Annotated in this window: 21 protein-coding genes; 16 read left to right on the plus strand and 5 right to left on the minus strand. The window is 61.8% G+C overall.

Annotated features, from left to right (window positions below; genetic code table 11):
• Positions 1 to 22: 22 nt before the first annotated feature.
• Complete coding sequence (locus tag FFM53_RS10590; protein ID WP_138388232.1) at positions 23 to 2,023, minus strand: ABC transporter ATP-binding protein/permease; 2,001 nt, start codon at positions 2,021 to 2,023, stop codon at positions 23 to 25.
• A gap of 146 nt (positions 2,024 to 2,169) precedes the next feature.
• Between FFM53_RS10590 and FFM53_RS10595 the strand changes: the two genes are divergently transcribed.
• Complete coding sequence (locus tag FFM53_RS10595) at positions 2,170 to 2,379, plus strand: hypothetical protein (protein WP_130664005.1); 210 nt, start codon at positions 2,170 to 2,172, stop codon at positions 2,377 to 2,379.
• Positions 2,380 to 2,671: 292 nt separating this feature from the next.
• Entirely contained in the window at positions 2,672 to 3,547 is an 876-nt protein-coding gene (locus FFM53_RS10600; RefSeq protein ID WP_138388236.1) for a hypothetical protein, read from the plus strand.
• A gap of 386 nt (positions 3,548 to 3,933) precedes the next feature.
• On the opposite strand, the gene FFM53_RS10605 is transcribed toward FFM53_RS10600, so the two are convergent.
• Positions 3,934 to 4,833 (minus strand): GntR family transcriptional regulator, encoded by a 900-nt coding sequence (locus FFM53_RS10605; RefSeq protein WP_138388238.1) that lies wholly within the window; start codon positions 4,831 to 4,833, stop codon positions 3,934 to 3,936.
• A 342-nt stretch (positions 4,834 to 5,175) separates the two neighbouring features.
• On the opposite strand from FFM53_RS10605, the gene FFM53_RS10610 reads away from it, so the two are divergent.
• The 7 genes from FFM53_RS10610 to FFM53_RS10640 all read left to right on the plus strand — a co-directional run bounded on the left by FFM53_RS10610 (position 5,176) and on the right by FFM53_RS10640 (position 13,145).
• Positions 5,176 to 6,678: a UxaA family hydrolase gene (locus FFM53_RS10610; protein WP_062940023.1), complete on the plus strand. Its 1,503-nt coding sequence runs from the start codon at positions 5,176 to 5,178 to the stop codon at positions 6,676 to 6,678.
• Positions 6,679 to 6,723: 45 nt separating this feature from the next.
• On the plus strand, positions 6,724 to 7,743 hold the full coding sequence (locus FFM53_RS10615) for an aldo/keto reductase (RefSeq protein ID WP_138388240.1): 1,020 nt from the start codon (positions 6,724 to 6,726) through the stop codon (positions 7,741 to 7,743).
• Between the two features lie 9 nt (positions 7,744 to 7,752).
• A complete protein-coding gene (locus tag FFM53_RS10620) occupies positions 7,753 to 8,199 on the plus strand; it encodes an RbsD/FucU family protein (RefSeq protein ID WP_138388242.1) in 447 nt (148 codons plus the stop codon).
• Positions 8,200 to 8,408: 209 nt separating this feature from the next.
• On the plus strand, positions 8,409 to 9,398 hold the full coding sequence (locus tag FFM53_RS10625) for an ABC transporter substrate-binding protein (RefSeq protein ID WP_138388244.1): 990 nt from the start codon (positions 8,409 to 8,411) through the stop codon (positions 9,396 to 9,398).
• A 108-nt stretch (positions 9,399 to 9,506) separates the two neighbouring features.
• The gene (locus FFM53_RS10630) at positions 9,507 to 11,060 is read left to right on the plus strand and encodes a sugar ABC transporter ATP-binding protein (protein WP_138332397.1); all 1,554 of its coding nucleotides are present in this window, start codon (positions 9,507 to 9,509) and stop codon (positions 11,058 to 11,060) included.
• A 27-nt stretch (positions 11,061 to 11,087) separates the two neighbouring features.
• Positions 11,088 to 12,062, plus strand: coding sequence for an ABC transporter permease (locus tag FFM53_RS10635; protein WP_138332396.1), 975 nt, complete (start codon positions 11,088 to 11,090; stop codon positions 12,060 to 12,062).
• A 63-nt stretch (positions 12,063 to 12,125) separates the two neighbouring features.
• Positions 12,126 to 13,145: a zinc-binding alcohol dehydrogenase family protein gene (locus FFM53_RS10640; protein ID WP_138388246.1), complete on the plus strand. Its 1,020-nt coding sequence runs from the start codon at positions 12,126 to 12,128 to the stop codon at positions 13,143 to 13,145.
• A gap of 402 nt (positions 13,146 to 13,547) precedes the next feature.
• Here the strand turns inward: FFM53_RS10640 and FFM53_RS10645 are convergent, their stop codons facing one another.
• Entirely contained in the window at positions 13,548 to 14,273 is a 726-nt protein-coding gene (locus tag FFM53_RS10645; protein ID WP_138388248.1) for a copper homeostasis protein CutC, read from the minus strand.
• Positions 14,270 to 15,517 carry a LysR family transcriptional regulator gene (locus FFM53_RS10650; protein WP_138388250.1) on the minus strand — a complete coding sequence of 416 codons (1,248 nt, stop codon included), beginning with the start codon at positions 15,515 to 15,517 and terminating at the stop codon, positions 14,270 to 14,272. Before FFM53_RS10650 ends, FFM53_RS10645 begins: the two co-directional genes overlap by 4 nt.
• Positions 15,518 to 16,037: 520 nt before the next feature.
• Between FFM53_RS10650 and osmF the strand changes: the two genes are divergently transcribed.
• The 6 genes from osmF to FFM53_RS10680 all read left to right on the plus strand — a co-directional run bounded on the left by osmF (position 16,038) and on the right by FFM53_RS10680 (position 22,880).
• A complete protein-coding gene (osmF, locus tag FFM53_RS10655; protein WP_138388254.1) occupies positions 16,038 to 16,946 on the plus strand; it encodes a glycine betaine ABC transporter substrate-binding protein OsmF in 909 nt (302 codons plus the stop codon).
• A gap of 87 nt (positions 16,947 to 17,033) precedes the next feature.
• Positions 17,034 to 18,200, plus strand: coding sequence for an ABC transporter permease (locus tag FFM53_RS10660; RefSeq protein ID WP_138388256.1), 1,167 nt, complete (start codon positions 17,034 to 17,036; stop codon positions 18,198 to 18,200).
• On the plus strand, positions 18,197 to 19,141 hold the full coding sequence (locus FFM53_RS10665; RefSeq protein WP_138388258.1) for an ABC transporter ATP-binding protein: 945 nt from the start codon (positions 18,197 to 18,199) through the stop codon (positions 19,139 to 19,141). The genes FFM53_RS10660 and FFM53_RS10665 overlap by 4 nt, the downstream gene beginning before the upstream one ends.
• Positions 19,138 to 19,887 carry an ABC transporter permease gene (locus FFM53_RS10670; protein WP_138332390.1) on the plus strand — a complete coding sequence of 250 codons (750 nt, stop codon included), beginning with the start codon at positions 19,138 to 19,140 and terminating at the stop codon, positions 19,885 to 19,887. The genes FFM53_RS10665 and FFM53_RS10670 overlap by 4 nt, the downstream gene beginning before the upstream one ends.
• 56 nt (positions 19,888 to 19,943) lie before the next feature.
• Positions 19,944 to 20,339: a VOC family protein gene (locus tag FFM53_RS10675; RefSeq protein WP_138332389.1), complete on the plus strand. Its 396-nt coding sequence runs from the start codon at positions 19,944 to 19,946 to the stop codon at positions 20,337 to 20,339.
• A gap of 81 nt (positions 20,340 to 20,420) precedes the next feature.
• On the plus strand, positions 20,421 to 22,880 hold the full coding sequence (locus FFM53_RS10680; protein ID WP_138388260.1) for a glycoside hydrolase family 2 protein: 2,460 nt from the start codon (positions 20,421 to 20,423) through the stop codon (positions 22,878 to 22,880).
• Positions 22,881 to 23,141: 261 nt separating this feature from the next.
• On the opposite strand, the gene FFM53_RS10685 is transcribed toward FFM53_RS10680, so the two are convergent.
• Complete coding sequence (locus FFM53_RS10685) at positions 23,142 to 23,534, minus strand: PRC-barrel domain-containing protein (RefSeq protein WP_011650296.1); 393 nt, start codon at positions 23,532 to 23,534, stop codon at positions 23,142 to 23,144.
• Between the two features lie 246 nt (positions 23,535 to 23,780).
• On the opposite strand from FFM53_RS10685, the gene FFM53_RS10690 reads away from it, so the two are divergent.
• Positions 23,781 to 25,481: a long-chain fatty acid--CoA ligase gene (locus FFM53_RS10690; protein ID WP_138332387.1), complete on the plus strand. Its 1,701-nt coding sequence runs from the start codon at positions 23,781 to 23,783 to the stop codon at positions 25,479 to 25,481.
• The last annotated feature ends 128 nt before the right edge of the window (positions 25,482 to 25,609 follow it).

Raw genomic sequence — 25,609 nt, forward strand, 5'->3', positions numbered from 1 at the left:
CACCGCGAGCAGCCTTCACTTTCTATTCGGGGACGGTGCCGCCTTCATTCGAGGTCGTACTGCCTTTCGGCGGGGAGCGGCGCTTCTCCAAAACGCGTGACAGCAAGTTCCGTTTTCTCTTGCGCTTGATCAGATCGATATCGCTGACAAGCTTTGCGCCGCCCTCGCGCCGCTCGAGCGTGATCTTGCGGCTATGGAAGACTTCCAGCTCAGCGCGATGCGCGACGCTTAGGATGGTGACTTCAGGCAATTCATCGATCACCATCTGCATCATCTTATCCTGGCTCTTCTCATCGAGCGCTGCCGTTGCTTCATCCAGCACGATGATATCGGGTTGGTGCAGCAGCAGACGCGCAAATGCGAGCCGCTGCTTTTCGCCGCCCGACAAGGTCTGGTCCCAGGGGGCATCTTCCTCGATCTTGTCGTTCAGATAATCCAGTCCCACCTTGGCAAGCGCCGACTTGATCTCATCCAGCGGCCAGCTATCGGCGGCGCCGGGATAGGCGACGGCGCGGCGAAGCGTCCCGGACGGGATATAGGACCGTTGCGGCAACATGAACAATTGTCTGTCGGCGTGGAAATTGACGCTACCGCTACCCCACGGCCAGAGACCTGAGATGGCCCGCACCAGCGTGCTCTTGCCGGACCCGGATTCGCCGGACACAAGCACCCGCTCGCCGGGTTCGATCTCGACCCGGGTTTCCGTGACCACGGCGGTGCCATCGTCAAGCGACACGGAGAGATCGTTGAGGCTGAGCATCGCCTCGCCTTCGGTTTCACCATGCTTGATGCGCCCGAGCGAGTCGCTCTGTTCGGCGCGCTCCAGCCCGTCGAGCGACATCATCAGCGAGGCGATGCGCCGTGCACAGGCATTCCAATCGGCAAGACGGGGATAGTTGTCGACCAGCCAGCCGAACGCGCCCTGAACGATGGCAAAAGCAGAGGCCGCCTGCATGACCTGTCCAAGCGTCATGCTGCCTTCGAGAAATTTTGGTGCGCAAAGCAGGACCGGCACGACTGGCGCAATCAGCATCGACCCATGCGACACAAGCGTCGTGCGCATGTGCTGGCGGGCAAGCAGCGCCCATTGCCTGAGCACATTGGCGAAGGTCTTATCGAGATCGTTACGCTCCTCCTCTTCGCCACCGAGAAGCGCGATGCTCTCGCCGTTTTCCCTGACATGCGTCAGCGTGTAGCGAAACTCGGCTTCTGCTTGATTTTTGGCCTCGGAGACGTGGACGAAATAGCGGCCGATGACCGCCATCGAAGTAGAGGTGATCGCGGCGTAGAGGACCGCAGTGATGACGAGAAAGCCGGGAATGGTAACGGTGAAACCTGCGATCGGCAGAGTCAGGGCCCCGCCGATCGTCCAGAGCACCACGATGAAAGTCGAAGCCGCCAGAAATGCGGATATGACACCGGCGACGAAATCGACGGGTGCTTCGGTGGCAATCCGCAAATCCTCGGAAATGCGCGCTTCGGGGTTCTTGTGGTCGCCGCCGATGAGATTCAACTGATAGTAACGGCCGTTTGCGAGCCAGCGCGCGATGACGGCTGTTGTCAGCCAGGAACGCCAGCGACGTTGGATCATCATGCGAACGGCGACTTGTATCGTGACAATGGCGACAGTTCCGAGCACGAGCGGCACGAATACGGCGCTCAGGAAATAGACGGTGCCGGCATCGTGGCGCTCTATGGCGTCGAAGATCCCGCGGTTCCACAGATTGATTCCGTACTGGAAGGCGACATTCATGCAGATCATCGCCAACAGCCCGATCGAGAAGGGCCAAGCGAACTTGTCGCCACCGCGGCCCCAGTAACGTCGCGCACTGATCCAGAAACGCTTAAGCAAGTACCGCTTGCGCGCCTGCTCGGCCTCTTCAGGCGTCAACTCGGGATCGGGCTCGATGGCATCTGGCGGCGGCATGACTTCGACAGTCGATGCCGTCTCCTGGGGCGAGTTTCCGGCACCGTGCGGTTCGGTGCCGTCGACCGATTTCGGATTGAGTTTAGCGTCGGCCATAAGCGCCATAACGGCTTACACATCGAAATGTTTCATGGTGTGGGTGTCGAACGTTGCGGCGGAGCTGCTCGCTCCCGCGCCACCACTGCAAAAGTGGTGTGAGCTGGTGTATAATTAGTCTCCAATGAAACAGGAGAACACAATTGGTGGCGGTCGAACTTTCCGAGCAGCAACAGCTGGCTCTATTTGACGTTCTGCGCGAGGCTAATATCGCTCTGCAAACCGCAAAGGATCAATTGGTTTCGCAGCCCAATGGGCGGGAGCAAGCAATCGAAAAAAAGCTTCTTCAGAAAATCGCCAACCTTGAGAACGCGGAAAAGATCTTGAGGCCTCTGGCGAAGAAAATCAACGGATAATCCCCACTACATCATCATGTGGCGGTAGGCTCGCTTAGGGCCGAGAGCAGTCACTGGCCTCGCTGCCGGGCAGCATTCATTACAAGGCCGGACAGGCGCAGGCACCGCCCCTACCCCTGCCCGGCCCCCGCCGCTCGCTCAGAAATCCTGCGCGGTCGGCCCGCTGCTCGATTGCATAGGCGACCGCCCGGGTGACGGAACTCGCCGGGATGGTGATCTGGCGCGAGGCCGGTCTGGCGGCTGTATACCTAGTTCTGCTATTCATTGATGTCTGATCGGGTTGGAGCACACAGTGAACATCGGCACGAAGGCAAACAAAACCCCAGTAGCGGCAGGATACCACGAGGCGCAGCTCAAGCGACAGATTGGGTATCTCGAGAGATCGTGTGGGGATTTCGATAGGGGTGACCACGATGAGGCTATTCGCATCGCGGTTACACTGCGGGTACTTCTCCACGATACGAACAATTCAACTTCATTGCTCACCCATCTTGGCATCAAAAACACGATTGAGTACGTTGATACCGGTATATATCGGCCTCTTCTGGATGCGGCCCTGGCAGAATGGGCAAAACAAAATTCGTCTGGTCTAAGTGTTGTCAGTCGAACAGCAAGTGATGTGGGATTGGTAGAGCTTGGCGATGCGGGCGCTGGCCGCGTCGGGTGGTTTGCGCCTCTTCGTCTGCAGCGATTTGCTCAAGGGACACCGTCCTACAATGCGTGCCCGAGAATAAGCGACTTTGATTTCTGGTGGCGCTCGCCTTTGGTAGAAGCTTCATTGGGAAAGAGGTTCTCGCGCTGGGATTTGGTGAACATCATGGCGAACCAGGATGGCGGTGCTCACGTTGATCAGGTCGGCCTCGACGCCGACTATCAAGATCTAATGGTCGACTTCTTAGGCGTGGGAATGGCCCATGGCGTGGACCTACATTTTGAGAACCTTCCGGAGTCACTGCACAACGTTCCAAAGGCACTGCACAACGTTGCATTCGCGTCAGTAAGGCAGATCGCATTCGAGCTGATGGTGAGCCTTCGGCGCCGTGAATGGGTCCGACAGACGTCAGGTATTTTCGCGTTCTCCGAACCATTTCGAGATATTAATCTGCCCGAGCCGCCTCATCGCCCCATGCTGGAGCCCCAGTCGATTGTCCTGGGGAAATATATCTAGCCACCCCATCATCATGTGGTGGTCGAATAGGCTCGCTTAGGGCCGAGAGCACTCACCTGCCCTCCGCGGCGGCAACAGCGGACGGAAAAGCGAAAAATGCCACCGGACATTTGCAGCGACGCTGCATCAGGATGGGCTAATCGTCGTTGATGTCGTGCCTGTGGCCCCCTCATCCGACCCTTCGGGCCACCTTCTCCCCGCTGGGGAGAAGGGGAGATCGCGGCGTCGCCATCGACTCCATTGGATGGAGTGCCTTTAAGCAGGCCGTTCGTTTGGGCAGTGTCGGCGCGCCTTGCTGCCTCTTCTCCCCTCGGGGAGAAGGTGGCCCGAAGGGTCGGATGAGGGGGCTGCACGGCACGACTTTTGTCGCCCTTCGCTTACGCTCCTCACGCGCTCTCCGTCGCGACCTGCGGCAGGGATTGCAGCAGGGTCTGGCGGGCGGAGTGCAGATGCGCGCGGCAGGCGGCGTCGATCGCGGCCTGGTCGCCGGATTCGAGCGCTGAGATATAATCCAGATGTTCGTGGATGGCGCGCTCGTTGCGCTGGCGGGCGGCCGTCTTGTTCCACTGGTAGTGATAGTGGAACACGATGGCGATCGCATCGTAGAAATCGGCGATGAAGCGGTTTTTCGAGGCGCGGTGGATCAGCAAGTGGAAGCGCTCGTCGAGGACGGAGAAATCCTTGAAGCGCTGGTTGATGTCGGCCAGCATGGCGTGATGTTCGTCGCGGATGGCGGCAAGATCGGCCCAGCTCTGATTATCCCTGGGAAGCCGGCCGAATTCGGCGGCGGAATGCAGCTCGAACATCTCGCGCACATCGGCAAGTTCGAGGGCGAATTCGCGGGTGAACCCTTTGAGCGTCCAGTGGCTGTTCGGCCGTTTCTCGATGAGGCCGAAGCGGGAGAAGCGGATCAGGAATTCGCGCACGCTGGTCGTGCCGGTGCCGATCTCGCGGGCCAGCTCCAGCTCGTTGATCTGCATGCCAGGTGCTGCATCATCGGCAAGGATGCGCTGCATGAAGCTGCGCTCGATGATATCGTGGAGGGAGTCAGTTTCCTCGGAGGGAAAGAGGTCATGGTCTGTGGGTTGTCGCAGCACGATCTTCTGGCGCTTGTTCCAGCGGATGATGCCTTCTTCGCTCAGCCGCGTCAGGATGGCGCGCGCCGTCGAGCGGCTGACGCCGAGCTGGGCGGCGATCTCCGGTTCCGAGGGCAGCGCCGTATCCGTGCGCAGGGCTACGGCATACCTGTTATAGGCTTCCTTGAAGACCGTATTCTGCCTTGCCACCAGACCCCGCTTTCCGCCCTCGTGACCGTCGCCCCGCTTCAAAGCAGGACGGAGCGGACCGGGGCTTGTTCAAACGACCTTTAGCTTATTTCCGGTCGCCTGCGGCTCATTGCCTCCCTCGTCCACAGGATCAATATTCCCGTTGACTTGAAAATGTTTATTGTAGATAAAAAACAAAATCAATGCGCTTTCGCCGATGTAGCGAGCCTTTCGCTAGAACAGGATGATTTTAGGTGGGATGGCCTAAAAATCTGAATCCTGTTCTAAATTAAAGAGTTAGAGCACGATGTCGTCCGAAAACCGCTGACACTTTTCGGTATCATGCTTTAGGGAGATAGAGACTTGGACAAACTGCCTTGGATCATCCTTTCGGCCGGCGACAATGTCGCTGTTGCAACGGCGGCAATCGCGCCGGGTTCGACGGTTGCCGGCATTCAGACCCGTGAGAAGATCGACCCCGGCCACAAGGTGGCGATCGCGGATATTCCGCTCGGGTCGCCCGTGGTCAAATACGGACAGGCGATCGGCCGCACCACGGCCGAGGTCAAGGCCGGCGACCATGTGCACAGCCACAACCTGCATTTCGAAAACGACCGGCTGGCGGCAACCGCCAATTCGGCGCCGGAAACGGCGACGGCCGACGACGTGGGGCGCACCTTCATGGGCTATCGCCGCGCCGACGGGCGGGCAGCGACCCGCAACTACATCGGCATCATCGCCAGCGTGAACTGTTCCACCACGGTCTGCCGGGCAATCGCCGATGAGGCGAACCGGACGATCCTGCCGCATTATGAAGGCATCGACGGTTTCGTGCCGATCGTGCACGACCAGGGCTGCGGCATGAGTTCGACCGGCGACGGCATGAACGTGCTGCACCGGACGCTGGCCGGCTATACAAGACATGTGAATTTCGGCGGCGTGCTGATGATCGGCCTCGGCTGCGAGGTCAATCAGCTGACGCTGTATGGCCAGAGCGGTGCGGGCGCGTCGAAGCGGCATTTCAACATCCAGGATGCCGGCGGTTCGCGCCGCGCGGTCGAGCGCGCCATGGGCATGCTGCGCGAAATCGCCGCCGATGTCGGCAAGGAAAAACGCGTGCCGATGTCGATCGGTGAGATCATCATCGGCCTGCAATGCGGCGGCTCCGACGGCTTTTCCGGCATCACCGCCAATCCGGCGCTGGGTGTCGCGGCCGATCTGCTGGCGGCGGCCGGCGGCACGGCGATCCTGTCGGAAACCTCCGAAATCTATGGCGCCGAACATCTGCTGCGCAGCCGCGCCGTCAGTGACGAGGTGGCAAAGAAGCTCGACGACAAAATCGCCTGGTGGGAAGATTACGTCGCCCTGCACGGCGCCTCGCTCGACAACAACCCGTCGCCCGGCAACAAGCGCGGTGGTCTCACAACCATCCTCGAAAAGTCGCTCGGCGCCGTCGCCAAGGGCGGGCGTTCGCCGCTGACGGCGGTTTATGGTTATGCCGAGCGCGTCACGGCCCCCGGTCTCGTCTTCATGGACACACCCGGCTACGACCCGGTCTCGGCGACCGGCCAGGTGGCCGGCGGGGCAAACATGATCGCCTTCACCACGGGCCGCGGCAGTTGCTTCGGCTGTCGGCCGGCGCCGTCGCTGAAGCTTTCCAGCAATTCGGCGCTCTTTGCCTCGATGGAAGAGGATATGGATATCGATTGCGGCACGATCGCCACGGGTGACGCGACGATCAGCGGCAAGGGCCGCGAGATCTTCGACCTCATCGTCGATACGGCATCAGGCAAGAAGACCAAGAGCGAGCTCTTCGGCTACGGCGACAATGAATTCGTGCCGTGGCATCTGGGTGCGACGCTGTAAGCTTTTGTTTTTAACAAAAATTCAAGTTCTTCGCGAGGAGGCATGATGAAGACGAGACGGATCGGCAAGACCAAGCTGGAGGTGACCGAAATCAGTTTCGGTGCCGCCGCTCTCGGCGGTCTCTACCGCGCCTGTCCGCGCGAGGTGGCGATGGACACGCTGCAGGCGGCCTGGGATAGCGGCATCCGCTATTTCGACGTGGCCCCCTGGTATGGGCTCGGCCTTGCCGAGCGGCGGGTCGGCGATTTCCTGCGCGACCAGCCGGATGGCAGTTACGTGCTTTCCACCAAGGTCGGCCGGCTGCTTCGGCCGGTGCCGACAGGCACCGTGCCTGATTACAGCTATGTCGACCCGCTCTCCTTCGATGCCGATTACGACTATTCCTATGACGGCATCATGCGCTCGGTCGAATTCAGCTATGCGCGCCTCGGCCTCAACCGCATCGATATTCTCTATGTGCACGATCTCGGCGTCTACACGCATGGCGCAGCGAAGAACGCGGTCCACCAGAAGCAGTTTCTCGATTCCGGCGTGAAGGCGCTGGAGGAACTCAAGTCGTCTGGCGCGATCTCCGCCTTCGGCCTCGGCGTCAACGAAGTGCCCGTCTGCCTCGACGTCATGCGCCATTCCGATCTCGACTGCATCCTGATGGCCGGCCGATACACGCTGCTCGACCGCTCCGCCGTCGCCGAACTGCTGCCGCTCTGCCGTCAGAAGGGCACCTCGCTCGTCGTCGGCGGCGTCTTCAACTCGGGCATTCTCGCAACCGGCCCGGTGCCGGGTTCGCATTTCGACTATATGCCGGCTGATGACGACGTGCTTGCCAAGGTCGGCGCCATGGAGGCGATCGCCAAGAGCCACGGCGTGCCGCTGGCAGCGCCCGCCCTGCAGTTTCCGCTGCGTGAGCCGATCGTCGCATCGGTGCTGATCGGCACGGCGAAGCCCTCGAGCCTGACGCGCAATATGGAGATCGTCGAGCCGCGGCTTGCCGACGAGATCTATGCCGAATTCGAACCCTATACGCTGGTCGCGCCGCCGCTCGGCGCCGAAGCCGTCCGAGTCTGAGGAGAGATTATGCTCAAGGGTATTCATCCGCTGCTTGGCCCCGACCTGCTCCATGCTTTGAAGACCATGGGACATGGCGACGACATCGTCATATCGGACGCCAATTTTCCCTCGGGCTCGATGGGCCCGCCGGTCATTCGCGCCGACGGCGTCAGCGCCACTGACATGGCCGAGGCCATCCTGACGCATATGCCGCTCGACACGTTCGTGCCGGAAGCGGCGTGGCGGATGGAAGTGGTCGGCGATCCCGATGCGATGCCCGAGGTCTGCACCGAGTTCCAGCAGATCGTTTCCAAGCACGCCGGCGATTTCCGCATCGTGCCGGTGGAGCGTTTTGCTTTCTACGCGATGGCCCGCAAGGCCACCTACATCGTCGCAACGACGGAATTCCGGCTGTACGGCAACCTGATTTTGAAAAAGGGCGTTGTGCATCCGCACGAGGTCGACAAGGCCTGATCCCTATTTTAGGGTATCGTTGTATTGGAATAAAATCAGTTGCTTGGCGGGAGTTTACCAAAGCAAAAAAGCCGGTTTGGCGCTCTTGCAATTTGATTGCGCCTCGGCTAGCTTCACCTGGCAAATGTTTTTTATCGATAAAAATCGTCCGCCTGCGTTCAGCGGCCGATTTAATTCGGAGGAGAACGCACCCTGAGAGGAGAACCCTTATGAGCATCGTGAAATCCCTTCTGTCCCGCCGCGCCTTTACCGCGCTTGCAGGCGCCGCAGTCATCGCCACGGCGATGCCGGCACCATCGTTTGCCGCCGACGTGACGATCCCGATCATCGTCAAGGACACGACGTCCTTCTACTGGCAGATCGTTCTGGCCGGCGCCCGCAAGGCCGGTCAGGATCTCGGCGTCAAAGTGCCGGAACTCGGCGCACAGGCCGAATCCGACGTCAACGGCCAGATCAGCATTCTGGAGAACGCCGTTGCCGGCAAGCCGGCCGCTGTCGTCATTTCGCCGACCGAATTCAAGGCGCTCGGCAAGCCGATCGATGAAGCGGCCAAGTCGGTTCCGATCATCGGCATCGACTCGGGCGCCGACTCCAAGGCGTTCAAGTCGTTCCTGACGACCGACAACGTTCAGGGCGGCCGCATCGCCGCTGACGGCCTGGCCGCCGCCATCAAGGGCGCCACCGGCAAGGAAGAGGGCGAAATCGTCATCCTCACCAATCTTCCGGGCGTCGGCTCGCTGGAACAGCGCCGCGAAGGCTTCCTGGATCAGGTGAAGACCAAGTATCCGGGTCTTAAGGTCATTGCCGACAAATACGGCGACGGCCAGGCAACGACCGGCCTCAACATGATGACCGACCTGATCACGGCAAACCCGAACCTCGTCGGCATCTTCGCCTCGAACCTGATCATGGCGCAGGGCGTTGGCCAGGCGATCGCAGAAAACAAGCTCGGCGAGAAGATCAAGGTCATCGGCTTCGACAGCGACGACAAGACGGTCGGCTTCCTCAAGGATGGTGCGATTGCCGGCCTCGTCGTTCAGGACCCCTACCGCATGGGTTATGACGGCGTGAAGACCGCTCTTGCCGTCTCCAAGGGCGAGAAGGTCGAAGAGAACGTCGACACCGGTGCAAACCTCGTCACCAAGGCGAATATGGCCGATCCGAAGATCGACGCGCTGCTGAACCCGAAGATCAAGTAACAAAAACAGACAGGCCGCGCCGGCTTCAAAAACCGGCGCGGCTTTTTCCATCCGTGCTATGTTTTGCGGGGGATGGAGAGCAGACGCGACACAAGGAGGAGAGGTCCCATGATCGGACTGGAAGAGGTCAGTCATCGCCATGATGACAGTGCGACGCTGAAAGAAGCCAATCGAATTCCCGCCGGATCGCCTATCCTCGAACTCAAGGGCCTGCAGAAGAATTACGGTCATGTGCAGGCGCTGAAGCCAGCGACGCTGACCTTTCTCGCCGGTGAAATCCACGCCATCGTCGGTGAAAACGGCGCCGGCAAATCCACCCTCATCAAATTGCTGACCGGCGTCATTACCCGCACAGCGGGCGAAGTGCTGTGGTGCGGCCAGCCGGTGGGCCTGTCGACGCCGAACGAGGCGATCGCCCGCGGCATCAACGCCGTCCACCAGGAAGTCGTGCTCTGCCGGCACCTGACGGTCGCCGCCAATCTCTTTCTCGGCGACGAGGTCAACCGCTTCGGCCTGATGCGCAAGAAGCAGATGGAGAAGATGGCGCAGGCCGTGCTCGACGATCTCGGCTTCGGCCTGCCGGCCGGTGCGCTGTTGAGCTCGCTGACGATCGGCCAGCAGCAGCTGGTGGCAACGGCGCGCGCGGCTATGCGCGGCACGCAATTCCTCATCTTCGACGAACCGACTGCCTATCTGACACGCCAGGAATCGGCGCAGCTCTTCAAGCTGATCCGCCGGTTGCAGGGCGAAGGCGTCACCATCGTCTATATCAGCCACCGCATGGAGGAAGTGTTCGAGCTTGCCGACCGTGTCTCGGTGCTGCGCGACGGCACGCATGTCGGCACGCGGCTGATCGGCGAGACCAACGATGCCGAACTGATCTCGCTGATGATCAACCGCTCGATCGAACAGATCTACCACAAGGAAAAGATTGCGATCGGCGAGACGATCCTCACGGTCAACGGCCTCTCCGGCCCGGGCTTCGAAGATGTGTCGCTGAGCGTCAAGGCGGGACAGATCGTCGGCCTCTACGGCCTGATCGGCGCAGGGCGCAGCGAATTCGCGCTCGGGCTCTACGGCCGCCAGCCGACGACATCGGGCGATGTCGAATGGATGGGCAAGCGTGTCGACATCCGCAACGAACGCACCGCCATGGAGCTCGGCATTGCGCTGGCGCCGGAAAGCCGGCGCGACCAGGGACTTTGCCTCAACCTGCCGATCGGCCTCAACATCAACCTGCCGGTGTTCGGGCGGCTGAGCCACGGGCCGGTGATCAATCACACGCGCGAATCGGCCAATGCCGACCAGCAGATCCGCAATCTCAGCATCAAGACGCCGAGCCGGCGCGTTCCGGCCTCCAGCATGTCGGGCGGCAACCAGCAGAAGATCGTCATCGGCAAGTGGCTGAGCCATGGCGCCCGGCTTTTCATCTTCGACGAGCCGACCGTCGGCGTCGACGTCGGCACCAAGGCGGAAATCTACCGGCTCTTCGCCAAGCTTCTGAAGGACGGCGCGGGCATCATCCTGATCTCCTCCTATCTGCCCGAGGTCTACGAACTGGCCGACCGGCTGCACGTCTTCCGCGCCGGCAAAATCGTCGCGAGCCATGACTATCACGCGGCGACGCATGAAGAAGTGCTCAGCGAAGCGATCGGCGTCTGAGCCAAAAGAATAAGAGGGAGAAAATTCATGACTGCCACCCCCACTGAAATCGTCGCACCGCCGCCGCGCCGGAAAATGAACATCCTGTTCGGCCTGACGCTGATCGGCCTGCTGATCTTCCTCTGGATCGTGCTCGGCCTTGTCACCCCGAGCTTCTGGACACCGCTCAACATTTCGAACCTGCTGCGTCAGGGCGCGATGACGGCGATCCTCGCGCTCGGCCAGACCTTCGTCATCATCACCGCCGGCATCGACCTTTCGGTCGGCGCCATCGTCGGCTTCTGCACCGTGATCATCGCCTGGCTGCTGCAGGCGGGCGTGCCGGTCTGGGGTGCGATCGCGCTGACGCTGCTCATGGGTGTGGCGATCGGCGCCTTCCATGGCTTCGGCATCGTGCATATGGGCCTGCCGCCGTTCATCATCACGCTGGCAACCCTGACATCGCTGCGCGGCATCGGCCTGCTGATCACCAACGGTTCGACGATCAACATCACCAATGAGGGCTTCAGCAATTTCGCCCGCGCCGATCTGCTCAGTATTCCGAGTCTGTTCTGGATGGTCATCCTGGTGGCGGTGCCCTCCTTCATCTTCCTGCATCTGAGCCGGTGGGGCCGCTATCTCTTCGCGGTCGGTTCGAACGCCGAGGCGGCGCGCCTTTCCGGCGTCAACGTCAAGGGCATGATCTACCTTGCCTATATCCTGTCTGCCTCCTTCGCCGCCTTCGTCGGCGTGCTGCTCGCCTCACGCATCGCCATCGGCAATGCGACGCAGGCCGACGGCTGGGAACTGCAGGCGATCGCCTCCTCCGTCATCGGCGGCACCAGCCTGTTCGGTGCGGTCGGCTCGGTGCATGGCCCGCTGATCGGCGCCTTCATTCTCGCCACCATCAACAACGGCGCCAACCTTCTGAACGTCAACTCCTTCTGGCAGCGCATCATCACCGGTCTGCTGATCATCGTGATCGTGTTCTTCGACCAGCTGCGCCGCCGCCGGAGCAATTGAGCGACAAGAGACAGCCGGCCTGAACAGGCCGGCTTCCTCCATTCCAGGAATGCGAGACCCGTCATGAAAGCAGTTCTTTGCCGGGAGCCCGGCGTGCTCGATATCGTCGAGCGTCCCTCGCCAGCGGCTCCCGCCGCCGGCTGGGTGCGGCTTGCCGTCAGCCATGTCGGCATTTGCGGCACCGATTACCACATCTTCGAGGGCAAACATCCCTTCCTCGAATATCCCCGGGTGATGGGGCATGAGATCTCGGCAACGGTGCTGGAAGCGGGCGACGGCGTTGCCATGGCGGTCGGCACGCCCGTCATCGTCAATCCCTATCTCTCCTGCGGGCAATGTATCGCCTGCCGTCAGGGCAAGCCGAATTGCTGCACCAATATCAAGGTGCTCGGCGTCCATACGGATGGCGCCTTCTGCGAGGAGATTTCGGTTCCGGCCGAGAACCTCTATGCCGCCAAAGGTGTAAGCCTCGAAGCGGCGGCAACGACCGAGTTTCTGGCGATCGGCGCCCATGCGGTGCGCCGTTCGATGACCGGTGCGGGAGCACAGGCGCTCGTCATCGGCGCCGGGCCGATTGGCCTCGGGGCGGCGATCTTCTCGCGCATCGCAGGACATGAGGTGACGCTGCTCGATACCAGCAGCGAGCGGCTGCAGATGGCATCCGAGCGTTTCGGCTTCACCTCCGGCATCGTTGCCAACGAGGCGACGGCGGAAGCCGTCCGGGAAAAGACCAATGGCGACGGTTTCGACGTGGTCTTCGATGCGACGGGGTACGGACCTTCGATGGAGAAGGCCTTCTCCTTCGTCGCCCATGGCGGCGCACTGGTGCTGGTCAGCGTCGTCAAGGACGATATCCGCTTCTCCGACCCCGAATTCCACAAGCGCGAGATGATGGTGATCGGCAGCCGCAACGCCACCCGCGTCGATTTCGAGCATGTCGCGGATTCGATCGCCAAAGGGCTGGTGCCGGTGGACAAGCTCATCACCCACCGCACGACGCTTGCCGATGCGCCGCGCGATCTCGCGCGCTGGGCGCATGAGAAGAATGGGTTGATCAAGGCGGTGATCAGTATTGGTGGTTAGGGCAATTTCGGGAACAGTCTGAAGCGGCTGAGTTCTGTTCAATACCACGGCTGTCCGTTTTGCGCTTGTGGCTGCCCCTCACCCTACCGGGGCCTGCCATGCAACAGCGCAAGGGAACGGCGAGGACGCGGCAAATCTCTTCTCCCCTCGGGGAGAAGGTGCCGGCAGGCGGATGAGGGGGCCACATGGCACACCCCCTCCTCTCATAACCTATCCCGCAACGCCCTGAGACAACGCGAGCCGGTGAAACCCGCATGGACGTTGGGAAAGACCGGCTTCGCCGGCCCCCTCATCCGCCCTACGGGCACCTTCTCCCCGCTGGGGAGAAGAGGGAGTCGAGAGGTCACGGCATGTCTGTCCGAAGGACGGGTCAAGACCTGTGGCTCGACCCAGGCTACAAGTCTAACCCGCCGCCTCAATTGCCCTACGCATCTGCCTGACAATCGCGACATCCGTCTTGTTCGTGCTTCTCGCCTCGAAACCAAAAGCAACCGCGCGCGGATCGGCGCTTTCGACCGGTGAACTGCAGGAGCCGTGGACCTCGCGGGCGCCGGTCGCCTTCAGTATCTCGCCGACATTGGTGGGGCGGATCCCGCTGCCGGGCATGATGGCGATGCGGCCGGCGGCCTTTGCCGAAATGTGCTTCAGCGTGTCGAGGCCGTCGGCGGCCTTCAGGGCGCAGCCGGAGGTCAGGATGCGTTCACAGCCGAGCTCGACCGCCTGCTCCAGCGCCTGGTCGGCATCCGGTACCAGATCGAAAGCGCGATGCAGCGTCGAGCCGAGGCCGGCCGCATGCGCCTTCAAACGGTGGATCAGCGGCATGTCGAGCGTGCCGTCCGGCCGGTTGGCGCCGATGACCACGCCGGCAAGGCCTGATGTACGCACGGCATCGATATCGATCATCATCGCTTCCTCGTCTGCCCCGTCGAAGACGAAGGGCCCGGCATGAGGGCGGATCATCGCGTAGACCGGAATGGGTGCCCGGGCGGCGATCCGCATCAGGCTCGGCAGCGGTGTCAGGCCACCGAGTTCCAGCGCCGAGCAGAGCTCGATGCGCCCGGCGCCACCCTCGATCGCGGCGGCGAGGCCTTCGGCGCTGTCCACGCACACTTCGAGCAAAATCGTCACGCTGCAGTCTCCCTGGCTCCGGAGTCCGTCGGCCTTATGGTGTGTACGACGGTTTCCGAGGTAATTCTCGCCGCCACCTCGATGATGACAGTGCAGGCATCGGCGGCGGCTTTTCGATGGTTGAAGGCGACGTGATAGGACATCGGCAGATGCTCGTCGAGATCGACGATGCGCACCTTGTCGGCGATCGGCATGGCGCTGACGCGGCCGAGGAAGGAGACGTAGCCGTGATTAGCGACGAGGTCGACGATGACAGGCAGCGAATCCGCCGCGGTGATATCCTGGCCGCGCAAGCGCCGATTGGGCGCGCGCTCGTAGCTGAAGGCCATCGCCGCATGGCCGAGGCCGGTGCGCGGGCTCGGCATGCAGATCGGGTGGCCGGCGACGAGATCGGCGACGCTGGTTTCGGTACTATCAGGCGGCGCGATCACCACCATGTCGGTCTGCAGCAATTCGCGATGCCGAAAGTTTTCCAGCCCGAAGACCGAATCCAGGATTGCGACATCGATGCGGCCGCTCTTCAGCGCCTCGCGCAGATCGTCGGCGGTCATCGAGACCAGCGAGATCGCATTGTTATTGCGGCGTACATTCCATTCCGAAACCAGTGTGCCCAGGCAGCGGGCCACCCAGCTTTCCGATCCGGTCGGGATGATCGAGCCGATGCGCAGCGACCGGGCGGTGCGCCGATAACGCTCGTCGGCCGACGATTTGAGATCGTTCCACGCCTGGCTGATCGCCATGAAGATCTGGTAGGCGCGCCTGCCCTCCTCCGTCAGCACCGAGCCCTGCGCCTGGCGCTCGAACAGGCGGTGCCTCAGAAATTTCTCAAGATTGGCAAGCTGAAGCGAAAGCTGCGGCTGACCGAGGCGAAGGCGGCGGGCGGCCCGGTTGATGCTGCCCTGGTCGGCCACTTCGAGAAAACGCTCCATCGTGACGATCTTGACGGAAATGCGGGATGCCCAGGCCTCGTCGATCCCGGCGGCTGCGGCGTCATGGCCGGCCCATTGGCCGAGCTCACCGATCGCAGCCATGATCGGCTTGAGACCTTCCAGCACCCTGCCGCTCGCAATCAGCGTCGCCAGCTCGCCTGAGGCGCGTTCCGTCAGCGTCATCGCCAGTTCGGTCTCGAGATTGTGGATTGCCGTCGAGACAGTGGAGGGCGACAGCTGGAAGCGCCGCGCGGTCTCGCGGACCGAACCGGAGGTCAGGACATGGCTTGCGATGAACAGGGCACCAAGATGCAAACGTCCGCCTCCGGAAAGCGCTGGAAAAACCGGACGATATGATGTGTTCAGGAAAAAAGATATCCCTGCCTCCGGAGAGGCGGGCTATCGTTCGATCATAGAAAAATCCGGGCGGCGGGAATCCGCAACAGAGCCTGGGAATATCGTGGAAACACGCAAGGGGACAAAAACAAATCGCGCCGCCCTTGGAAAAGGGAATGCGTTTCCGCGCGCGGAGGTGCATTCGCCGCCATAATCGTGCCGCGACCGCAAATACTGGAGGGGGCGTGCATCGATTTTTCGGGCATGAACGCTATTTCCATGACGCACGCAATTCCGGCATGATGGCGACTTGGTCGCCTTCGCCGGCGGATTTCCTATGCGCAAGCCTCCCGCCAAGGGCTTGGGCAACTGCATAATTCCTGAAGTCGGAGCCGATTTCAGGATAAATTATGCAGAAATTCAAAGTGCTACAGTGTCCTTGCACGTCTGAAAGACGTGCGGCGCTGTAGGTCAACGGTGTTTAACAAGGGGATATTCCATGCTGAAGAAACTCGCACTTGCCGTTTCGCTCTCCGCCTTCGCGGTGGGTGCGGCCCATGCTGCAGACGTCGTCGTCTCGTCGAAGATCGACACGGAAGGCACGCTGCTCGGCAACGTCATTGCGCTCGCTCTCGAAGCGAACGGCATCAAGACGCAGGACCGCATCGCGCTAGGCGCGACACCGGTCGTGCGCAAGGCGATCACCGCCGGCGAAATCGACATCTATCCGGAGTATACCGGCAATGCCGGCTTCTTCTTCAACAAGGCCGATGACGCCGCCTGGAAAAACATCGACCAGGGCTATGAGCTGGCGAAGAAGCTCGATTTCGACGCCAACAAGATCGTCTGGCTGACGCCGTCGCCTGCCAACAACACCTGGGCGCTCGCCGTGCGCAGCGACGTCGCCGGCCCGAACAAGCTGAAGAGCCTCACGGACTTCGGCAAATGGGTTGCCGGCGGCGGTGCCGCCAAGCTTGCGGCCTCCGCCGAATTTGTCAATTCGGCCGGCGCGCTTCCCGCCTTCCAGACGACCTATGGCTTCCAGCTGAAGCCCGACCAGATGGTCGTTCTTTCCGGCGGCGACACGGCGGCAACGATCAAGGCGGCCGCCGACCAGACGAACGGCGTCAACACCGCCATGGTCTACGGCACCGACGGCGCGATCGAAGCGGCCGAACTCACCGTTCTCGAAGACGACAAAAACGTGCAGCAGGTCTATGCCCCGACGCCGATCATCCGCGAAGAGGTGTTGAAGGCCAATCCGAAGATCGAAGAAGTGCTCTCGCCGATCTTCAAAAGCCTGACCGCCGACGAGCTGCGCAAGCTCAACGCCAAGATCCAGGTCGACGGCGAGCCGGCAAAGTCCGTCGCCGAAGCCTATCTCAAGGAAAAAGGCTTCCTGAAGTAGTGATAGCCCGCTCCGCCCGATTAAGGGCGGAGCCTCCTTTGCTGATAGGGTTGGGCTGACAGGGTTGGCCAGACAGGGTTGATTTGAATGGCAGAAACCTTAGCGGTCCGCAGGCTGGACCGGCTCGGCGTGGTTCTGGTGGCCGGCGGCATCGCGGCGACAGCACTGATGCCCTTCATCTACGTGAAGGCAAACCGCATCGCCGCCGGCAAGCCGATGCTGCTGATGCAGCTTCTTCCCCAGCCTTCGGTCATCATCCTGACCGTGCTCCTCCTTCTCACCGCTTTCGCCACGCTGTTCCTGCGCAATGCCCCCGCCCGGCTCGCGGTCGCCACACTTTGCCTTGCGGCGCTGATCGTGGCGATCGGCCTCGTGTCGACGGCGGCAACGCCACCCGGCAGCACGGTGGCGCGCATGACGCCCGGCGGCGGCTTCTGGGTGCTGTTTGCCGTGATCGGCCTCGTCATATCCGATGCGCTGGTGAAGATCCGGCTGGCGCCGTGGATGCGGGTCGCAGCCCTTGCAGCCTATACGGCGCTGCTCTTCATCTCGCTCTCCTCCGGTCTGCTCGACAGCCTTTCGATCATGAAGGAATTCTCGACCCGGGCCCCGCAATTCGAGACCGAAGCGATCTCGCATCTGCTCTTGGCGTTCGGCTCGCTTGCCATCGCCATTGTTCTCGGCCTGCCGCTCGGCATCCTCTGCTTCTGGGTGCCTAAGCTGCGCGCCGCCGTGCTGCAGGGGCTGAGCCTCATCCAGACGATCCCGAGTCTGGCGCTCTTCGGCCTGCTAATGCTGCCGCTCGGCTATCTCGCCACCCATGTGCCGCTCGCTGCCGCGATCGGCATCCGCGGCATCGGCACGGCGCCTGCCTTGATTGCGCTGGTGCTCTATTCGCTGCTGCCGATCGTCGCCAACACCGTCGTCGGCCTGCAGGGCGTCGACCCTTCGGTGCGCGATGCTGCGGCCGGCATGGGGCTGACGCGCTTACAGATCCTTGTTGGAATCGACATGCCGCTCGCCTTTCCGGTCATCCTCACCGGCATCCGCATCGTGCTGGTGCAGGCGATCGGCATGGTGACGATCGCCGCACTGATCGGCGGCGGCGGCTTCGGCATCTTCATCTTCCAGGGGCTCGGCCAGACGGCCATGGACCTCGTCCTGCTCGGCGCCGTGCCGACCGTCTTCTTCGCCTTCTCATCGGCCGTCATCCTCGATGCGGTCATCGACAGCATCCGGGGATCCGCCGCATGACCATGATCGAGATCAGGAACGTCACCAAGCGCTACGGCGTGGCCACCGTCGTCGACAACGTCTCGATGAGCGTCGAGAAAGGCGAGATCACCGTCATCGTCGGCACGTCTGGCTCGGGCAAATCGACGCTGATGCGGATGATCAACCGGCTGGTGCCGATCACCGAAGGCGAGATCTTCGTCGGCGGACAGAATGTGATGGACGTTGAGGTGACCGAGCTTCGCCGCAAGATCGGCTATGCGATCCAGGGCCACGGCCTGTTTCCGCACCGGACCGTGGCGCAGAATATCGCCACCGTGCCGCAGCTTCTCGATTGGGATTCCGCCCGCATCTCCAAGCGGGTCGAGGAACTGCTCGGGCTCTTCAATCTCGATCCGGCAACATTTGCCGACAAATATCCGCATCAGCTCTCCGGCGGCCAGCAGCAGCGCGTCGGTGTGGCCCGGGCGCTGGCGGCCGAACCGGAACTGCTGTTGATGGACGAGCCCTTCGGCGCGCTCGATCCCGTCATCCGCGGCAAGGCGCAGGACGATCTGCTGGCGATCCAGAAGCAGTTTGGCACGACGGTCATTCTCGTCACCCACGACATGGACGAGGCCTTCCATCTCGGCAATCAGATCGCGGTGATGAGCGAGGGCAGATTGCTGCAATGCTCGACGCCGGAAAAGATCCTCACCGAACCCGCCGATCCCTTCGTGCAGCAATTGACCGGCACCTCCGACCGGGCGCTGAAGCTGATGTCGCTGCTGCCGCTGAAGGAGAGCATGGAGCCGGCCAAGACCGGTCTCGCCTATGCCCTGCCGCAGTCGCTCAGCCTGCGTGATGCACTGGCCGAGATGATCTGGCAGGGGGTCGATGAGGCGGCCGTGCAGGACGGCGAGAAGGAGCCGGTGGGATCGATCTCGATGACGCGGCTTCTCGAACTGGGCCGCAAGGCATGAAGCTCGTCGTCGCCAATCTCTTCCGCCTGGCGGCGCTGGCTTTGCTGCTCATCCTGCTGTTCAGGACGGAGTGGCTTTCCTTCATGCTGGTGCCGCTGACCAGCAACAATGCGCCTGCCGTCTATACGCAGAACAGCCTTGCTTCGCTCGCCGCCGGCCATCTGCAGCTGGTGATCGGATCGATCGTCTGCAGCGCCGTGCTTGCCGTTGTCGGCGGCATCTTCGTGACGCGGGAAAGCGGGGCTGACTTCCTGCCGCTGTCGCGCGCCATCGCCAATGCCGGGCAGACCTTTCCGCCGGTCGCGGTGCTGGCGCTCGCGGTTCCCGCCACCGGCTTCGGCGCCATGCCGACGCTGATTGCGCTCTTTCTCTACGGCCTGTTGCCGATCTTCGAAAACACCGTCGCTGGCTTGAAGCAGGTTTCGCCGCAGGTTCTCGATGCTGCCGACGGCATGGGCATGAACGGCACGCAGCGGCTGCTGCGGGTCGAGCTGCCGCTTGCCTTGCCGCTGATCCTCGAAGGGCTGAAGGTCGCGACCGTGATCAATATCGGCACGGCGACGATCGGCTCGACGGTTGCGGCAAAGGGTCTCGGTGAGGTCATCATCGCCGGGCTGATTTCCGACAACACCGCCTTCATCCTGCAGGGCGGCCTGATCGTCGGCCTCATGGCGGTGCTGATCTATGATGCCATGGGCTTGGTCGAAGCGGCGATTACCCGAAGAATCGGCTTGCGCGCGGCGTAGGAGGGCGAGTACCAAGATGCCGTAACTGCGGCGCTGTAGTGCAATGGGAGGCAGACTTGGCGAAGATGATCCACTCCATGATCCGCGTTCTCGATGAGGCGCGCTCCGTCGGTTTCTACGAGAGGGCCTTCGGCCTTTCGGTCGCCGACCGCGTCGATTTCGAAACCTTCACGTTGATCTATATGAGCAATGCCGAGACCGGCTTCGAGCTGGAACTGACGGTCAACAAGGGCCGGACCGCGCCCTATGACCTCGGCAATGCCTATGGCCATCTCGCCGTCTCGGTCGAAGAGGTGGCGGTCGAGCGCGAGCGGCTGTCGAAGCTTGGGCTCAAGCCCGGTGAACTGGTGGAGCTCAACCGCGACGGCAAGCTCTTCGGCCTGTTCTTCTTCATCAGCGATCCGGATGGCTACAAGATCGAGGTGCTGCAGCGCCACGGCCGGTTTCTCTGAGGCATCTCATGCCGAACCACCGATACCTTCCAAACCACAGATAATCCCACAGCTTCAAGCGGCATGCATCAGGAGCCCGCCATGATCGAAAAGACTGCGCTCAATTCCGGCTGGACGCTCTCCTGTAACGATACAGCAAGACCCGGCCTGCCGGCTGCGATACCCGCGACGGTGCCGGGCTGCGTGCATCTCGACCTTCTCGCCAACCGGCTGATCCCCGATCCCTATATCGAAGTCAACGAGATCACCAGTGACTGGATCGGCAAGACCGACTGGACCTATCGCTGCAGCTTCGAGGCGATGCCGGATGATGGCAGGGTGCAGGAGCTCGTCTTCGACGGGCTCGATACCGTCGCGGTGATATCCCTCAACGGCGAAGAGATCGGCCGCACCTTCAACATGCACCGTACCTATCGTTTCGATGTTTCCCGGCTGCTGAAGGCTGGCCAGAACGAACTCACCGTCACCTTCCGCTCGGCTTACGCCTATGGTGCGGAGATGGAAAAGCATTACGGCTACCGTCCCAACAACTATCCGGGACCGGGCAACCTGATGCGCAAGATGGCCTGCAATTTCGGCTGGGACTGGGGGCCGACGCTGGTGACGGCGGGCGTCTGGAAGCCCGTCCGGCTGGAAAGCTGGGATCGGGCGCGGCTTGCCGAAACGCGGGTGTCGGCGACACTTGCCGGCGGCGACGGGCTGGTAAAAGTGCATGCCAGGCTGGCGCGGCATGGCGATAAGGCGCCATGCAAGCTCATCGCCGAAATTGGCGGCGGCGTGACCAAGACGGTGGTGATCGGCGCCGGCGAAGACGAGGTTTCCTTCGAGCTTGCCCTCCCCTCGCCGCAGCTCTGGTGGCCGCACCATCTCGGCGCGCAGCCGCTTTATCCGCTGACGCTCAGGCTGATCGGCGAGGCCAGTGACGATCTGCTCGACGCTCACGAGCGCGAACTCGGTTTCCGCTCGCTGCGGCTCGATACCTCCGCCGACGAGCATGGCTCGGCCTTTACCTTCGTCATCAACGACGTGCCGCTCTTCATCTGCGGGGCGAACTGGATTCCGGACGATTGTTTCCCCCCGCGGGTGACGGCCGAGCGTTATGCCGCTCGGATCGAGGAGGCAAAGGCCGCCAATATCCACATGCTGCGCGTCTGGGGCGGCGGTATTTTCGAGGCCGACGAATTCTATGAGGCCTGCGACCGCGCCGGTATGCTGGTCTGGCAGGATTTCCTCTTTGCCTGCGCCGCCTATCCGGAAGAAGAGCCGCTCAGAAGCGAGGTCGAGGCGGAGGTGCGCGACAATGTCGTGCGGTTGATGCCGCATGCCTCGCTGGTGCTCTGGAACGGCAATAATGAGAATATCTGGGGCTTCGACGAATGGGGCTGGCGGCCGATCATCAAGGCGGGCGAAAGCTGGGGGCTGGGTTATTATCTCGACCTGCTGCCGAAACTCTGCATCGAACTCGATCCGGACCGGCCCTATTATCCCGGCAGTCCCTATTCCGGCTCAATGGAAATCGAACCCAATGCCGACGCACATGGCTGCAAACATATCTGGGACGTGTGGAACGATGTCGGCTACGAGGTCTACCGCAATTATATCCCGCGCTTCTGCTCTGAATTCGGCTGGCAGGCGCCTGCAGCCTGGGCAACGATCGAAGAAAGCGTGCACGACGCGCCGCTGACGCCGCAATCGAACGGCGTCTTTCACCATCAGAAGGCAACTGATGGCAATGACAAGCTGATCCGCGGCCTATCCGGCCATCTGCCGGAGCCACGGACAATGGATGACTGGCACTTCGCCACCCAGCTCAACCAGGCGCGCGCCATCCGCTTCGGCGTCGAACACATGCGCTCGCATCGCGATATCTGCAAGGGTGCGGTGGTCTGGCAGTTCAACGATTGCTGGCCGGTGACCTCGTGGGCGGCCCTCGATTCGGCCGGACGCCGCAAGCCGCTCTGGTATGCGCTGAAGGCGGCCTATGATCCGCGCCTGCTGACGATCCAGCCGCGCGGCGGCGGGCTTGCGGCGGTGGCCGTCAATGAACGAACGCTGTTCTGGCGGGCGAAGATCAGCGGCAAACGCATGAAGCTCGACGGCACCGTGCTTGCCGAATTCGAATTCTGGCGGCTGCTGTGCGACCGCTTCGAGGCAAAGGAATTTCCGCTGCCCGAGGATATCGTCACTCCCGACTTACCGAAGGACGAGGTGATCGTCGTGCAGATGCTCGACCGGCGCGCCTTCCATTATTTCGTCGAGGATATCGAGCTTGCCTTGCCGGCACCGCGGCTGACTATCGGTGTCGTCGGAATCGACGGCGGGTATCAGGTCAAGGTGACGGCGCAAAACTTCCTCAAGGATCTTTGCTTGATGGCAGACCGGCTGGATCCGGATGCCGTCGTCGATTCGATGCTGGTGACGCTGTTGCCGGGAGAGAGCCATGTCTTTGCGGTCAAGATGGCAAAGACGACCGGGGCAGACGACATTGTCGTCGGCACCGTTCTGCGATCGGCCAACGATCTTGTTGTCGGCTCGCGCTAGCTGCCCCTCACCCTAACCTTACCGGGGTCGAGCCACGGGTCTCGACCCGTCCTTCGGACCCCCGTAAAAACGGGGAGAGGGGACGTGCCATGCGAGAGGTTGGTGGGAACGGAGAGCTTGAGGCATGGTCCCTTCGCCCCGCGAGCGGGGAGAAGGTGGCGGCAGCCGGATGAGGGGCTGCCGAGCCACGACGTTTATCACCAAACACCAAAAAGGCCCCGCATCACGCGGAGCCCTTCCAACTCGGCCTATCGGACGACGTTACATCCAGTAGGGCGGCACGCCGTAGTAATCATAGACCCGGCGGCCATTGTCGTTGTACCAGGTGTCGTCATCGTCCGAATAGCTCGGGGCGCCTTCGATCTGCTCCTTGGTCAGGTCGATGCGATAGCCATCCAGCTGGGTGTCGTAGTTCAGCTTTTCCCAGGGAAGCGGATAGTGATCGTGACCGATACCCAGGAAGCCGCCGAAGCTCAGCACGGCATAGGCAACACGGCCGTCGAGCTTTCCGATGATCAGGCGTTCGATCGAGCCGATATGCTTGCCATCTGCCCCATAGACACGGGTGCCCTCGACGCGGTCGCTGGCGATCAGCGAGTGGGTGCTCTTGACATTCGGGTCACGGCGGGTGGCGTCGGTATCCTGGTTCAACATTGTGCACCTCCTTTTGGTGTTTCCTCATGATGAGTATGCAAGATCAACGTGATGGCGGACTCAAAGTTCCCCATCTTTCCATGATCGTGCGCTGGCGGAATGTTGACGTTTACGTCAAGGTTAGTATAGCTTCATTCGGCTTGAACCATTCAGGCAATGGCATAAGCTGCCGCACTGGAAGATGGAGGATCTTTCTGGTTATCTGCCGAATGATGTCGGCGCGGCGGCCGCAGGGGAGAGAGACAGATGAACAGCATTTCCGTCCATCCGAACGGAGCCAAGCCCGACAAGCCCTGGCTTGCGGCCTATCCCGATATCGTTCCGGCAGAGATTCCGCCGCTGGAATATGCCTCGCTTGCCGAACTGCTCGAAAAATCCTGCGCCCGTTACGCCGACCGGACCGCCTTTTCCAGCATGGGTAAGGCGATGCGTTACCGCGAGCTGGAGAGCCAGACGCGCAAACTCGCCGCCTGGCTGCAAAGCACCGGCCTTCAGAAGGGCGACCGCGTCGCCGTGATGATGCCGAACGTGCTGCAGAACCCGATCGCGACCTACGCCATCCTGCGCGCCGGCCTCGTCGTCGTGAACGTCAACCCGCTCTATACGCCGCGCGAGCTCGAACATCAGTTGCGGGATTCCGGCGCCAAGGCGATCTTCGTGCTGGAGAATTTTGCCCGCACGGTGGAGCAGGTCCTCAACAAGACCGATCTCCGCCATGTCGTCGTCACCTCGCTTGGGGAAATGCTGGGGCCGAAGGGGCTGATCGTCAATTTCGTCGTGCGCAAGGTGAAGAAGCTCGTTCCCTCCTGGTCGATCCCTCAGCACAAGAGCTTCGGCCAGGTGCTGCGCGAAGGTGCGGGAAAAAAGCTCCAGCCGGTCACGCTGACGGGCAGCGACATCGCCTTCCTGCAATATACCGGCGGCACGACGGGCGTCGCCAAGGGCGCGGTGCTGACGCATGAAAACCTGCTCGCCAACAAGCTGCAGCTGTCCCTCTGGCTGCGATCGGCCTTCGAGCGCAAGAAAGAGCCGGAGGTGCTGAATTTCCTCTGCGCCCTGCCGCTCTACCACATCTTCGCGCTGACGGTGAATTCGCTGATGGGCATGTCGCATGGCGCCCACAATATCCTGATCGCCAATCCGCGCGACATTCCCGGTCTCGTCAAGGAATTCGAAAAATCGAAGGTGCATATCTTCCCCGGCCTCAACACGCTGTTCAATGCGCTGATGAACAATGCCGATTTCGCCAAGCTCGATTTCTCGTCGCTGATCATGTCGCTCGGCGGCGGCATGGCCGTGCAGCGTCCGGTCGCCGAACGCTGGCTGAAGATGACGGGCACGGCGGTGACGGAAGGCTACGGCCTTTCCGAGACATCGCCCGTTGCCACTGCCAACCGCTTCGATTCGCCTGAGTTCACCGGCACGATCGGCCTGCCGCTTCCCTCCACCGACCTCGATATCCGCGACGAGGACGGCAATTCGCTGCCGCTCGGCCAGGTCGGTGAAATCTGCATCCGCGGGCCGCAGGTGATGGCCGGCTACTGGCAGAAGCCGGAAGAGACGGCGCGGGTGATGACCGACGACGGCTACTTCCGCTCGGGCGACATGGGTTTCATGGACGAGCGCGGCTATACCAAGATCGTCGACCGCAAGAAGGACATGATCCTGGTCTCGGGCTTCAACGTCTATCCGAACGAGATCGAGGAGGTCGCCGCCATGCACGCCGGCATCCTCGAGGCCGCGGCCATCGGCGTGCCGGACGGACATTCGGGCGAAGCGGTAAAACTCTTCGTGGTCAGGAAGGATCCGAACCTGACGGAAGCCGAGGTGAAAGCCCATTGCATCGCCAACCTCACCAACTACAAACGCCCGCGCTTCATCGAATTCCGCACCGAGCTGCCGAAGTCGCCGGTCGGCAAGATCCTGCGCAAGGACCTGCGCGGCTGAATTTGACGATTTGATGAATTAGAGGCTTTCCTGAAGGGGCCATCCGCTTGCCGCGGGTGGCTTTTTTCCATTTCGACAGGCGGCTGAACTTGATTTGCGGGTGAGAAAGCGAATAGTTTCCGCAACCT

This window comes from Rhizobium indicum (assembly GCF_005862305.2).
GTDB classification, from domain to species: domain Bacteria; phylum Pseudomonadota; class Alphaproteobacteria; order Rhizobiales; family Rhizobiaceae; genus Rhizobium; species Rhizobium indicum.

Bases quoted from the DNA above. Each gene is read 5' to 3' on its own strand.
- FFM53_RS10590 (WP_138388232.1), bottom strand. From the start codon at position 2,023: ATGGCCGACGCTAAACTCAATCCGAAATCGGTCGACGGCACCGAACCG.
- FFM53_RS10615 (WP_138388240.1), top strand. From the start codon at position 6,724: ATGAAGACGAGACGGATCGGCAAGACCAAGCTGGAGGTGACCGAAATC.
- FFM53_RS10620 (WP_138388242.1), top strand. From the start codon at position 7,753: ATGCTCAAGGGTATTCATCCGCTGCTTGGCCCCGACCTGCTCCATGCT.
- FFM53_RS10625 (WP_138388244.1), top strand. From the start codon at position 8,409: ATGAGCATCGTGAAATCCCTTCTGTCCCGCCGCGCCTTTACCGCGCTT.
- FFM53_RS10630 (WP_138332397.1), top strand. From the start codon at position 9,507: ATGATCGGACTGGAAGAGGTCAGTCATCGCCATGATGACAGTGCGACG.
- FFM53_RS10635 (WP_138332396.1), top strand. From the start codon at position 11,088: ATGACTGCCACCCCCACTGAAATCGTCGCACCGCCGCCGCGCCGGAAA.
- FFM53_RS10640 (WP_138388246.1), top strand. From the start codon at position 12,126: ATGAAAGCAGTTCTTTGCCGGGAGCCCGGCGTGCTCGATATCGTCGAG.
- osmF (WP_138388254.1), top strand. From the start codon at position 16,038: ATGCTGAAGAAACTCGCACTTGCCGTTTCGCTCTCCGCCTTCGCGGTG.
- FFM53_RS10660 (WP_138388256.1), top strand. From the start codon at position 17,034: ATGGCAGAAACCTTAGCGGTCCGCAGGCTGGACCGGCTCGGCGTGGTT.
- FFM53_RS10665 (WP_138388258.1), top strand. From the start codon at position 18,197: ATGACCATGATCGAGATCAGGAACGTCACCAAGCGCTACGGCGTGGCC.
- FFM53_RS10670 (WP_138332390.1), top strand. From the start codon at position 19,138: ATGAAGCTCGTCGTCGCCAATCTCTTCCGCCTGGCGGCGCTGGCTTTG.
- FFM53_RS10680 (WP_138388260.1), top strand. From the start codon at position 20,421: ATGATCGAAAAGACTGCGCTCAATTCCGGCTGGACGCTCTCCTGTAAC.
- FFM53_RS10685 (WP_011650296.1), bottom strand. From the start codon at position 23,534: ATGTTGAACCAGGATACCGACGCCACCCGCCGTGACCCGAATGTCAAG.
- FFM53_RS10690 (WP_138332387.1), top strand. From the start codon at position 23,781: ATGAACAGCATTTCCGTCCATCCGAACGGAGCCAAGCCCGACAAGCCC.